The sequence below is a fragment of the Sideroxydans sp. CL21 genome, from assembly GCF_902459525.1.
Lineage (GTDB): Bacteria > Pseudomonadota > Gammaproteobacteria > Burkholderiales > Gallionellaceae > Sideroxyarcus.
Map to the genome: position 1 here is coordinate 1,849,710 of NZ_LR699166.1, position 12,043 is coordinate 1,861,752.

Below are 12,043 nucleotides of genomic sequence, written 5' to 3' on the forward strand. Positions count from 1 at the left end.
AACTTCCGGAAGCGTGAGTTAAAGTTCTTTGCTGACTTTCATCACACCCGGATCGTCCTCGCTGGATTTGAGGGTAAAACCGAGGCGGGTCATCAGTTTGAGCATCCTGTGGTTGTTGTTCAGGACTTCGCCTTCGATGATCGAAAGCCCATGCGAGCGTGCGGCATCCATCAAGGTGACCATGAGTTTTTGCCCCAGCCCCTTGCCAGCGATGTTGTCCGCGATCACGAGAGCGAACTCGCATGTTTTTCCGTCCGGATTGATCGCGTAGCGCGATACACCAAGTCCCACATCTTGCCCCGCTTCTTCAACCATCGCGAGCAACGCCATTTCGCGGCTGTAGTCGAGTTGTGTCAATCGCGCCAGCATTTCCTCGGTCAATTCCTGCACGCTGTTCATGTAGCGGAAGTATTTGGATTCGTCCGACAGGTCATGCACGAACTTTTTGACCAGCATGGCATCTTCAGGACGGAGTGGACGGATGGTGATGTCGGTGCCGTCGGTCATTTGCCACTGGCAGACCAGATGAGTCGGGTAGGGGTAGATCGCCATGTGCGAGTAACGATCGGCGCTGGGTTGGCGGAATTCGACCACGACGCGTGCATCGACTGCCAATACACCGTTCTCATCCAGGATCAGCGGATTAATATCCATTTCCTTCAGCAGCGGCAGTTCGCACACCATTTCCGACACGCGCAGCAGCACGTCTTCCAACGCTTCAATGTTGGCCGCAGCCAGATTGCGGAATTGGCCAAGCATCTTGGATACATGCGTGCCCTGGATCAGATCCTTGACCAGGAAGTGGTTCAGGGGGGGGCAGCGCAACCGCTCGATCGCCCATGATTTCGACGGAGGTACCGCCGGCGCCGAAGGTGATCACCGGACCAAACACCGGGTCGGTAGTCACGCCTATCATGAGCTCGCGGCCGTTCGGTTTGACGACCATCGGTTCGATGGAGATGCCGTCGATCTTGGCTTCTGGCCGGTTTAGATGCACGGTGTCCATAATGTGTTGATAGGAAGCCAGGACGCCGTGTGAACTATGCAGATTGAGTACCACCCCGCCGGCATCGGACTTGTGCGAAATGTCGTGGGAGTTGATCTTCATCGCCACGGGGAAACCGAGTTGCTGCGCGATCAGCAGTGCCTCGCTCGGCGAGTGCGCAACCATGGTGTGCGCCACGGGAATGTGAAAGGCGGAAAGCAATGCTTTCGATTCCATCTCGGTCAGGACTTTGCGGTGTTCCTGCATCGCACCTTCGATGATGAGGCGGGCGCCGTCCACATCCGGTTCGATATGGTGCGACAGCGGGCCAGGCATCTGCATCAACATCTTCTGGTTGCGGTAATACGCGTACAAATGCGAGAACACTTCGACCGCGGGTTCCGGTGTGCGGAAATGCGGTCGGTGCGCTTTGGTGAATGCTTTGCGCGACTCGGCAACCTGCGTCTCGCCCATCCAGCAAGTTAGCAGCGGTTTGCTGCGATGGCTGGTGCTTTCGTTAGCCAGTTCGATCAACACGTTTGCTGATTCCAGCGGTTTGGTCATCGCCTGCGGCGTAAGGATGGCCAGTACGCCGTCCACATTCTCGTCATTCAGACAGGCTTTGACCGCGTGGTAGTAACGATCCGACTGAGCATCCCCGATGATGTCCACCGGATTGCAATGCGGCCAGTTTGGCGGCAGATGCTGATTCAGATATTCGATCGTGGTATCCGACAGTTCGGCCATGACCAGTCCCAGGTCGGCGGCACGGTCGGCGGCCATCACGGCGGGACCGCCGCCATTGGTGACGATGGCGAGACGGTTGCCCACCGGGCGAAAACCACAGGACAAGGAGCGGGCGGCGGTGAACAATTGGGTGACGTTATCCACACGCACCACGCCGACGCGCCGGATGGCGGCATCGAACACATCGTCCGCACCCACCAGCGAGGCTGTGTGCGACATTGCGGCTTTGGAACCGGCGGGATGGCGCCCGACCTTGACCAGAATCACCGGCTTGATGCGGGCGGCGGCACGCAAAGCACTCATGAAACTGCGCGCATTGCGGATGCCTTCGATGTACATCAGGATGCTGTGCGTGTTGGAGTCGGACACCAGATAGTCGAGAATTTCGCCGAAATCCACATCGGTCGAGGAGCCCATCGATACGACACTGGAAAAACCGACATCATTGAGGGTCGCCCAGTCGAGGATGGCGGTGCACAGCGCGCCCGATTGCGATATGAGCGCGATGTTGCCGACGTTCGCAACGCCCTTGTTGAAAGTGGCGTTCAACCCGATCGAGGGACGCATGATGCCGAGGCAGTTCGGCCCGATCAGTCGGATGTTGTACTGGTGCGCAGCTTCCATCATTTTGCGTTCCAGCGTGGCGCCGTCCGCACCTGTCTCGCCAAAACCGGCGGTGATAATGACCGCCGCCTTCACGCCGTGTATGCCGCATTCCTCAATGATGCCGGGCACGGTCTGCGCCGGTGTGGCGATGACTGCCAGTTCTACCGGTTCATCGATCTTTGCGATGGAAGGATAGGCTGTTTGGCCTTGTACTTGCGGATTCTTGGGGTTGATAGCGTAGAGCTTGCCCTGAAAACCGCTATTCAACATGTTCTTGAATACGATCTGCCCGACCGAATCGATGCGGTCGCTGGCACCGAATACGGCCACAGATTTAGGTGCGAACAAGGGATTGAGGTAGTGCTTGCCCATGATATTGCGCTCCCGCGTAAGACTCGATTCGGTATGATAGCACCGTACCGTTACCGCTTCGATACCATGCAGACCGCTTACATCAGTCATCCGCTCTGTCTCAGGCACGACATGGGCTCGGATCATCCGGAATGTCCGGCTCGTATCCATGCCATCGAGGATCAATTGATTGCATCCGGATTGTTCGGCTATCTTCAGCATCACGATGCACCAGAGGTGTCGCGCGAACAATTGCTGCGCGTACATGATGGCGACTATATTGACAGCATTGCAGCCACTGCGCCAAAAGAGGGCAGAGTGATGCTCGACGGCGATACCGAGATGAATCCCTTCACCTATCCGGCTGCACTGCGTGCAGCCGGTGCCGTTGTGATGGGTGTGGACCTGGTGATGGAAGGAAAAACGGAGAATGCCTTCTGTAATATTCGCCCGCCCGGGCATCATGCAGAAAGAGCCCGGGCCATGGGGTTCTGTATCTTTAATAATGTCGCCATCGGTGCGGCGCATGCGCTTGCCGCGCATGGCTTGAGCCGGGTAGCGATAGCGGATTTCGACGTGCATCACGGCAACGGAACAGAACACATTTTTCACGAAAATCCGCGCGTGATGTTGTGCTCGACTTTCCAGCATCCGTTCTATCCCTATGGTGGTGCGGACAGCGGAAATGAACACATTATCAATGTACCGCTGGCGGCGGGCGCCGGTAGCGAAGAGTTTCGTGCCGCTGTCACCAATATATGGTTACCCGCTTTGGAAGCTTTCAAGCCTGAATTCCTGTTGATCTCTGCCGGATTCGATGCTCACCGGGAAGATGACATGTCCATGCTAAGACTGGTTGATGGAGATTACGGCTGGGTGACGCAGCATTTAAAGCAAGTTGCGGAAAAGCACTGCCAAGGGCGCATCGTTTCGGCGCTGGAAGGTGGATATGCATTGCATGCGCTGGGGCGCAGCGCAATGGCTCATATCAAAATATTAAGCGGGCTGTGACTCGGACTTAATCGGAGTAAGAGGCCCATGGGGGGGCATTATTGTCCCGATCTGCCGGATGTTTTGCAGCGTCCTGAACGTCAACGCGCAAGGTAGGGTAATGCAAGGTAATGACGGTATTCCTGCGGCCGCCATTTCAAAGCAAAAAGGGCTGGCGGTTACGCCAACCCTTCGTCTCAATCAACCAAACAGATCAATGTCTGTGCATCAAATCTTCATGATGAGTCGTTCTGTGTATTGATGCATCATCAAACCAAATCACAATTCCGGCAAATACAACCAATCCAAAAATAATAAACGGTACTAGAGACATTTTAACTCTCCTTAGAAAATTAAAAATCTACTCAGGATTAATTAATGTATTTATCCTACCTAATGCATTGTTGCTTGTCCTACCTAAAAACGGAAAGCGCGAACCAGACAATTTACTTGTTACTTGGCGCCTGCCTTGGTTATCAGCAAACCGCATGAAAATACTTGCATTGCCGACCACATTTGTCAAGAATTATGTTGCCTAACTACAGTCTGGAGCCTGGCTAAAGCGATGTAGCCGGTTGGTTGTCTTGGTCTTGCGCCGCAAATTATTCTGTCCATCACGTTATCGAATTTGATTACAGCTTCGTATTCTCGAAGCAAGACTGGATGCCTCGCCGTGCAGCAAGTTGAGATCGGATGGGGCACGGGTTTATTTGGTCAGGTATTGCGTAACGGGTTGGTTACTATCAATGCAGCGAGGGCTAGGAGCGGCAAGTAATTAGCTAGCAATGATTTTACATAATATACATTATGCGAATAATTGAGATATCGAGCCAAAACAATAAATCAAGGATATTTGTTGTATTTCAACTTATTGCACTTGGTTCAGAAACAATCGTCTGAAATTGCGGCTGGTCGTTTCGCCAACTTCTTCAAGCGAGATACCGCGCAATAATGCTATTTCTTCCGCAACATGTTTCACAAAGGCCGGTTGGTTAGTTTTACCCCGGTGCGGAGTCGGCGCCAGATAAGGTGAATCAGTTTCGATCAGGATCTTTTCAAGCGGAATGCTCCGGGCGACCTCTTTGATGATTGCTGCATTCTTGAAAGTCACGATTCCGGAAAAAGAAATATAGAATCCAAGATCGATTGCTGCCTGGGCGATTTGCAGATTCTCGGTGAAACAATGCATCACGCCGCCGACATTTCCGGCATCTTCCTCGGTCATGATGCGCAAAGTATCTGCCGCCGCAGAACGGGTGTGCACGATCAAAGGCTTTCCGCTTTCCTTGGAAGCTCGAATATGGATGCGAAATCTTTCACGCTGCCAGTCCAGATTGCCAGTCAAACGAAAATAATCCAGCCCGGTCTCGCCAATGGCAACAACCTTTGGATGTTGCGCCAGACGAACCAACTCGGCTTGAGTCGGCTCAGTCTCAAGTTCGTAATCAGGATGTACACCGACCGATGCAAAGAGATTATCGTGCTGTTCCGCCAGTTCCAATACTTTGGGAAATCCTTCCAGCCGGACGGAGACGCACAAGGCATGAGAGACCCGGTTGGCGCGCATATTGCCCAGGATTCCGTCAATATCTTTGATCAAATCCGGAAAATCAAGGTGGCAATGTGAGTCGATAAACATGGGTTTGCGTTCAAACAGAGAATAGTTGACGGTATGACAATAACAGGGATTCCATGACTAATCTGGGATTGAGCGGATGGAATGCGGCACGCCTGGCTGCCAGCAATTCCTTCTGGAACCGCATCAACGCTGCTGACGGGACGTTGTCAGCCAGTTTGCCGATCTCAACAGCTTGCTCCGGGAAATATCTTACCGAGCCAGCCAATTTGGCACTGGTTAAATCGTGGCACCATTGCTGCAGGCAATGAATGACATGAACCGGGGCACTGCGTTGCAAGCTGTCTGCCAGTGCCAAGGCATCCAGTTTTGCCGGTTGGCAAATAGCGGCCAACAGCATACTGCGCTCTTCAGAGCCCTCTCCCGATTCCGCCCAACCCAGCGCCTGCAAAGGCGCGAATCCAGTCTGAGCCAGCGCCTGTTCAGGGTTCGCCACGCCTTGTTGGGCAAGCCAGGCAGCTCCGACTTCTCGCGTCGGAGTATGTACGGCAAAACTAAGGCAGCGACTCAGTATGGTAGGCAGCAATTGTTGCGGCTTGTGCGTAACCAACAAAAACAGTAACTTATCGGTTGGTTCTTCCAGAGTTTTTAGCAAGGAATTGGCAGCATTGTTGTTCAATGCTTCAGCTGGATGAATGACAACTACGCGAAATCCGCCGCAATGGGCGGACAGATTGGCAAAGCTGGACAGGTCGCGTATTTGATCCACGGATATCTCACGCGACGGCTTTTTTGCGCCGGCCTTTTCTTCACCATCTTCGGCTGCAGACATCGCATCGGGTTGAATCAGGCGAAAATCAGGGTGGCTGTCTTGTTCGAACCAGTGGCATGAGCTGCATTCCTGGCAAGCCATACCGTCGGCATTTGGCTTTTCACACAATAATGACTGGGCAAAATTCAGAGCCAGATCCAGCTTGCCTATCCCTTGCGCGCCCTTAAGCAGCAGCGCATGCGGCAGCCGGGCACGCAATCCTTGCAAGGCTTGCCATGATTCAGTTTGCCATGGATAGAGTGATTTCATTTCAAAATGTTGCAACGATTTTCGCCAATTCCTGATGAACTTCAGGTATGGCATTTTCGGCACGAATAACGGCGAATCGTTGCGGTGTTTTGGCAGCTCTGACCAGATAAGCCTGGCGCACGCGCTCAAAGAATTCGCCGCGTTCCTGCTCGAAACGGTCCAAACTCACATTATTGGACAATCGTTGGCGTGCAACTTCAATGGGAATATCGAACAACAAGGTCAGGTCTGGCTGAAGGTCGGCGTGTACCCATTGTTCCAGTTGTTCCAGTTTGGCCAGCGGTACGCCCCTGCCCCCGCCTTGATAAGCAAAGCTTGCGTCGCTGAATCGGTCGGAGATGACCCAGGTTCCGCTTTTTAGTGCAGGGCGAATGACTTGCTCAACATGCTCGCGGCGTGCAGCAAACATCAGCAGTGCCTCGGTTTCGGCGTGCATGGGCTGGTTCAGCAATATCTCGCGCAGACGTTCGCCCAGCGGCGTACCGCCCGGTTCACGCGTCACCAGCAGGTTGATGCCGCGCTGGCGCAGTGCATTGGCGAACCATTCCAGATGGGTGCTTTTCCCTGCCCCGTCCACGCCTTCAAAAGTGATGAATTTAGCTGAGCTCATTTTTTTTGCTTAAATGGTTTGATCTGGTACTGGTTGACAGCGTTATTGTGCTCGATCAGCGTGCTGGAAAACTGCGAGCTGCCGTCGCCGCGTGCCACAAAATACAAGGCGGCACTCGGTGCCGGGTGCAGCGTTGCCTGCAGAGCTGCCAATCCTGGCAGGGCAATCGGTGTGGGAGTCAATCCGTTACGGGTATAGGTATTGAACGGAGTGTCCTGGGTCAGGTCGCGTTTGCGCAGATTGCCGTCGAACTTGTCACCCATGCCGTAAATCACCGTCGGATCGGTCTGCAAGCGCATATGTTTTTTCAAGCGGTTGATAAAGACCGAAGCGATCATGGGACGGTCGCCGGGTTGGCCCGTTTCCTTTTCCACGATGGATGCCAAAGTCAGCGCTTCATAAGGGGTGCTGAATGGCAGGTCGCTGTCGCGTTTCTTCCAATTATCCTGCAGGTTGCGCTGCATCAGTTGATACGCGCGTTTCAACACGATCAGGTCGCTGCTGCCGGTGGAATAGTTATAGGTGTCGGGAAAAAACAGCCCTTCAGCAGCCGACTCCGTTGCGCCGATCCGCTTGAGTATTTCCGCTTCCGATAAGGTAGCGCTGTCGTGGCGCAGCGTCGACTCAGCGTTCAATGTTGTGCGCAACTCCTTGAACGTAGTGCCTTCTATGATGGTCAATGAGCTGTGTTCGAACTGACCTTTGCTGATCATGTTCAACAGTTGCAGCGGAGTGACTTCATGTTCCAGTTGGTAATTTCCCGGCTTGATCTGATTTGCCTTGCGCAGACTTCTCGCCAGCAAAACGAAAAGCAATTCGTTATTCAGTCCACCTGATTGTTGAATCTGGTGTGCAGCACTTTTGAGGCTGCTTCCCTGTTTCAGGGAAAATTCAAAGGGGGTATGTTCCAGCGGAATCGGAGTACGCGCATAGTAGGTAAACAGACCTCCCACGATGATCAGGATGAATAACAGCCACAACAGCAATTCTTTAATGACGCTCATCGTTCAACCATTCCTGTATCTTCCAGGCACCGGGATGCAGTGTGCGCCGGTACGCGCCAAGATCGCACACTGGCCACAGGCCAAACACACTATTGACCAGAAATATCTCATCTGCAAGCATCAACTCTTCCATGCGGATATCCGCCACGTTGCAGGTCACACCATGCTGCTTGGCCCAGTCCAGCACACGGGCTCGCTGTACACCTGCTACACCGCAACGCGACAGGTTCGGGGTATACAGAATATTGCCGCGCAACATGAACAAGTTGGATCGAGTTCCACCAATGACATTACCAGAGATGTCATTCAACAGGCCTTCCTGCACATCCTGTCCCTGCCATTCACTTGAGGCAAGCACGTTTTCCAGGCGGTTAAGATGCTTGATCCCGGCCAGCAATGGCTGATGTCCCAAACGCAGCTTGCAGACATACAAGCGCACCCCCTGTTTGGCATAGTCCGTCGGATAAGGCGCTGCGGGCATGACACTGAGGACGCGGGTCGTTTCTGATTGAGCTGATGGGGCGTAGCCCCTGGTTGAAACGCCGCGCGTGATGATGATTTTGGCAACGCCCTCGGCTTGGGTCTTGCCCAGATGCTGCAGCTCGCTGAACAGGACCAGCGCGGAAGGGCAGGAAATCTTCAGTGCGTTGCAGTCTTGCTGCAGTTTGGCGTACTGGCGTTCCCAGCAGACTGGGCGCCCTGCTTGCATACGCAGGGTGCGGAACACCCCGTCGCCGTATGACAAACCACGATCTTCCGCGTTGATTGTGTTACCTGAGGCGCCGTTGATCAGCATCACGGCGCGAGATCAGACCTTGCGGAATACCAAGGAGCCGTTGGTTCCGCCGAAGCCGAAATTGTTGTTCACTGCGACATCAATCTTCATCTGGCGTGCTGTATTGGCGCAAAAGTCAAGATCGCACTCCGGATCCTGCTCAAAGATGTTGATCGTGGGCGGTGCAATTTGATGATGAATCGCCAGCACGCAAAACAGGGACTCGATACCCCCCGCGCCACCCAGCAGGTGACCAGTCATCGATTTTGTGGAGCTCACTACCAGTTTTTTGGCATGGTCGCCAAAAGCCAGCTTGATGGCTTCGGTCTCGTTCTTGTCGCCCAATGGGGTCGAAGTACCGTGCGCATTGACGTATTGCACTTGATCCGGAGTGATACCTGCATTACGCAAGGCATTGACCATGCTGCGTTTTGGTCCGTCCGTACTAGGGGCCGTCATGTGGTAGGCATCGGCGCTCATGCCATAGCCAGATAGCTCGGCATAGATCTTTGCTCCGCGTGCTTTTGCGTGCTCATACTCTTCGAGCACCAGAACACCGGCACCTTCTCCCATCACAAAACCGTCCCTGTCCTTGTCCCAAGGACGACTAGAAGTTTCAGGATCGTCGTTGCGAGTGGACAGCGCCTTGGCGGAAGAAAAGCCACCAATCGCCAGGGGCGAGATGGTTGATTCAGAACCACCGGCGATCATGACATCGGCATCGCCGTATTCGATGATGCGCGCCGATTCGCCGATACTGTGCGTACCGGTGGTACAGGCGGTCACAACGGAGAAATTCGGCCCCTTCAATCCATACATGATGGACAGGTTGCCGGAAATCATGTTGATGATGGTGCCGGGAATGAAGAATGGCGAAATCTTGCGCGGACCACCTGCCAGAAAATCGCTATGGGTATCTTCGATCATCGGCAGACCGCCGATGCCGGAACTGATGCAAACGCCGATACGTTCGGCGTTCTGTTCCGTTACCACAAGTCCCGAGTCCTTTAACGCTTCCATTCCGGCTACGAGGCCGAAATGGACAAATCGATCCATACGACGCGCATCCTTGGCGGGGAGATATTCGGTTACTTCGAACCCTTTGACCTCACCCGCCACCTGGCAGGCGAAGGCACTGGGATCGAAGCGAGTGATACGCCCGATACCGGATTTGCCTGCCACGATATTTTGCCATGTTTCGGCAACCCCGACACCGACGGGCGTAATTGCGCCCAATCCGGTCACTACCACTCTGCGCCTAGCCAAACTGGACTCCGCTACGGAAAGAAACGATTAGATTCAGACGTATTACTTGGAATGCGTGTTGACGTAGTCAAGCGCTTGTTGAACGGTCGTGATCTTCTCTGCATCTTCGTCAGGAATCTCAACGCCGAATTCTTCTTCCAAGGCCATAACCAGTTCTACGGTATCCAGAGAGTCGGCACCCAAGTCGTTCACAAAAGAAGACTCGTTCTTGACTTCGGACTCGTTCACACCCAGTTGCTCAGCTACGATTTTTTTTACGCGTTGTTCGTTAGACATCCCTGATTCTCCTACTCTGATTAAAGTTCAAAAAGCGCGTGTATTCTACCAAACAAGCGCCAAATTCCAAAACGCCACGTTACTCCATGTACATCCCGCCGTTCACATGCAAGGTCACGCCGGTGATGTAGGCCGCGCCCGGACTGGCGAGGAATGCGACGGCAGCAGCGATATCGGCAGGTTGACCGAGTCGTTTCAACGGCACATGTTCAACCAATTTTGCACGTTGTTCCTCGCCAAGGGCGTGCGTCATGTCGGTATCAATGAATCCCGGAGCCACACAATTTACGGTGATGTTGCGGCTGCCTATCTCCTGTGCGAGAGATTTTGTAAAGCCGACCATACCGGCCTTGGAAGCCGCGTAGTTGGCCTGGCCGGGGTTGCCCATGCTGCCGACCACCGAGGAAATACTGATGATGCGCCCGCCTCTGGCTTTCATCATGGCGCGCAATACGGCGCGACTCAGGCGGAACACGGATTTGAGGTTGGTTGCCAGAACGTCATCCCACTCTTCGTCGGTCATGCGTGCCAACAAGTTATCCTTGGTGATGCCGGCGTTGTTTACCAGAATGGATATTTCGCCAAATTGTTCGCGGATGACAGCCAACACCTGTTCTGTCTGGGCCACGTCATTGACGTTCAGCGCAAAGCCCTTGCCCTTGATACCCGCACCGTCCAGATAGGCACTGATGGCTTGCGCGCCACTTTCGCTGGTGGCGGTACCGATCACAGTCGCGCCCTGTTTTCCCAGTTCCAGGGCGATGGCTTGGCCGATCCCGCGTGAAGCGCCGGTAACCAGCGCGATTTGTCCTTGCAGCATCATAAATGTCCTTTCCTTTTATGCGAGCGCAGCCAAGGCTGCTTTCAATGCTTCGCCGTCATTGATGGTCATTGCCTGCTGGTTGGTATCAATGCGTTTGTTCAATCCTGCCAGTACCTTGCCCGGTGCGCATTCTACGTTATGCGTGATGCCTTGCTTGCCGAATGCCTGTATGGTTTCCACCCAGCGAACCGGTAAATACAGCTGGCGTACCAGTGCATCCTTGATTCTGGCCGGATCGCTGTAAGCAGCGACATCGGCATTGTGCATCACAAGTATGTCCGGGGTTCTAACCGGGACATTATTCAGGTATGCATGCAACTGCTCAGCCGCATCTTTCATCATGATGCAATGCGACGGCACACTCATCGGCAGCATGATGGCGCGTTTTGCGCCTTTGGCCTTGGCCAGCTCCATGCCCCGCTCGACCGCTGCACGATTCCCGGCAATGACCACTTGTCCGGGAGAATTGTAGTTTACCGCTTCCAAGACTTCGCCCTGCGCGCCTTCGGCACATACGGCTCGCACCAGATCATCGTCCAGGCCGAGGATCGCGGCGATCGCGCCGACTCCTTCCGGTACGGCTTGCTGCATGCATTGTGCGCGATAGCGCACTAGCGGCAACGCATCGGCGAAATTCAATGCGCCCGAGGCAACCACCGCAGTGTATTCACCCAGACTATGCCCGGCCATGATGGCTGGTTTCGCTCCACTTTGCGATTGCCAGGCGCGGTAGACCGCAATGCCCGCAGTCAGCATGATGGGCTGCGTGTTAACTGTGGCGTTCAGGTCGGCATCGCTGCCTTCGGCAACCAGTTGCCACAGGTCCTGTTTCAATACATCCGAAGCTTCAGTGAAGGTGTCGCGCACTGCAGGAAAATCGGCATAGCCGTTCATCATGCCGCGCGATTGAGAACCCTGGCCGGGAAATACGAATGCGAACTTTGTCATATTGA

10 protein-coding genes and 1 pseudogene are annotated in these 12,043 nt (G+C 54.1%); 1 reads left to right on the forward strand and 10 read right to left on the reverse strand.

Annotated elements, in window-relative coordinates; translation table 11 throughout:
• Window positions 1-18: 18 nt before the first annotated feature.
• Window positions 19-2,710 (reverse strand): annotated as a pseudogene (locus tag QOY30_RS08595) (bifunctional acetate--CoA ligase family protein/GNAT family N-acetyltransferase).
• Between the two features lie 66 nt (window positions 2,711-2,776).
• Between QOY30_RS08595 and QOY30_RS08600 the strand changes: the two are divergent.
• Window positions 2,777-3,700: a histone deacetylase family protein gene (locus tag QOY30_RS08600; RefSeq protein WP_283746047.1), complete on the forward strand. Its 924-nt coding sequence runs from the start codon at window positions 2,777-2,779 to the stop codon at window positions 3,698-3,700.
• Window positions 3,701-4,547: 847 nt separating this feature from the next.
• Here QOY30_RS08600 and QOY30_RS08605 read toward each other — a convergent pair.
• The 9 genes from QOY30_RS08605 to fabD form a co-directional block, all read right to left on the reverse strand.
• Window positions 4,548-5,318 (reverse strand): TatD family hydrolase, encoded by a 771-nt coding sequence (locus QOY30_RS08605; RefSeq protein ID WP_283744213.1) that lies wholly within the window; start codon window positions 5,316-5,318, stop codon window positions 4,548-4,550.
• A 10-nt stretch (window positions 5,319-5,328) separates the two neighbouring features.
• Window positions 5,329-6,336, reverse strand: coding sequence for a DNA polymerase III subunit delta' (holB, locus tag QOY30_RS08610; protein WP_283744214.1), 1,008 nt, complete (start codon window positions 6,334-6,336; stop codon window positions 5,329-5,331).
• Window position 6,337: 1 nt separating this feature from the next.
• Window positions 6,338-6,946 (reverse strand): dTMP kinase, encoded by a 609-nt coding sequence (gene tmk / locus QOY30_RS08615; protein WP_283744215.1) that lies wholly within the window; start codon window positions 6,944-6,946, stop codon window positions 6,338-6,340.
• A complete protein-coding gene (gene mltG / locus QOY30_RS08620; RefSeq protein WP_283744216.1) occupies window positions 6,943-7,950 on the reverse strand; it encodes an endolytic transglycosylase MltG in 1,008 nt (335 codons plus the stop codon). Before mltG ends, tmk begins: the two co-directional genes overlap by 4 nt.
• Window positions 7,937-8,746, reverse strand: a complete 810-nt coding sequence (gene pabC / locus QOY30_RS08625) for an aminodeoxychorismate lyase (protein WP_283746048.1) — start codon at window positions 8,744-8,746, stop codon at window positions 7,937-7,939. Before pabC ends, mltG begins: the two co-directional genes overlap by 14 nt.
• Window positions 8,747-8,758: 12 nt before the next feature.
• A complete protein-coding gene (gene fabF / locus QOY30_RS08630) occupies window positions 8,759-9,991 on the reverse strand; it encodes a beta-ketoacyl-ACP synthase II (protein WP_283744217.1) in 1,233 nt (410 codons plus the stop codon).
• 42 nt (window positions 9,992-10,033) lie between these two features.
• Entirely contained in the window at window positions 10,034-10,267 is a 234-nt protein-coding gene (gene acpP, locus QOY30_RS08635) for an acyl carrier protein (protein WP_283744218.1), read from the reverse strand.
• 79 nt (window positions 10,268-10,346) lie between these two features.
• Window positions 10,347-11,090 carry a 3-oxoacyl-ACP reductase FabG gene (gene fabG, locus QOY30_RS08640; RefSeq protein WP_283744219.1) on the reverse strand — a complete coding sequence of 248 codons (744 nt, stop codon included), beginning with the start codon at window positions 11,088-11,090 and terminating at the stop codon, window positions 10,347-10,349.
• A gap of 15 nt (window positions 11,091-11,105) precedes the next feature.
• Window positions 11,106-12,038: an ACP S-malonyltransferase gene (gene fabD / locus QOY30_RS08645; protein WP_283744220.1), complete on the reverse strand. Its 933-nt coding sequence runs from the start codon at window positions 12,036-12,038 to the stop codon at window positions 11,106-11,108.
• Between the last annotated feature and the right edge of the window lie 5 nt (window positions 12,039-12,043).

Excerpts from the sequence above, each read along its gene's own strand:
- tmk (WP_283744215.1), bottom strand. The coding sequence starts at position 6,946 with ATGAGCTCAGCTAAATTCATCACTTTTGAAGGCGTGGACGGGGCAGGG.
- pabC (WP_283746048.1), bottom strand. The coding sequence starts at position 8,746 with ATGCTGATCAACGGCGCCTCAGGTAACACAATCAACGCGGAAGATCGT.
- acpP (WP_283744218.1), bottom strand. The coding sequence starts at position 10,267 with ATGTCTAACGAACAACGCGTAAAAAAAATCGTAGCTGAGCAACTGGGT.
- QOY30_RS08605 (WP_283744213.1), bottom strand. The coding sequence starts at position 5,318 with ATGTTTATCGACTCACATTGCCACCTTGATTTTCCGGATTTGATCAAA.
- QOY30_RS08600 (WP_283746047.1), top strand. The coding sequence starts at position 2,777 with ATGCAGACCGCTTACATCAGTCATCCGCTCTGTCTCAGGCACGACATG.
- holB (WP_283744214.1), bottom strand. The coding sequence starts at position 6,336 with ATGAAATCACTCTATCCATGGCAAACTGAATCATGGCAAGCCTTGCAA.
- mltG (WP_283744216.1), bottom strand. The coding sequence starts at position 7,950 with ATGAGCGTCATTAAAGAATTGCTGTTGTGGCTGTTATTCATCCTGATC.
- fabG (WP_283744219.1), bottom strand. The coding sequence starts at position 11,090 with ATGATGCTGCAAGGACAAATCGCGCTGGTTACCGGCGCTTCACGCGGG.
- fabD (WP_283744220.1), bottom strand. The coding sequence starts at position 12,038 with ATGACAAAGTTCGCATTCGTATTTCCCGGCCAGGGTTCTCAATCGCGC.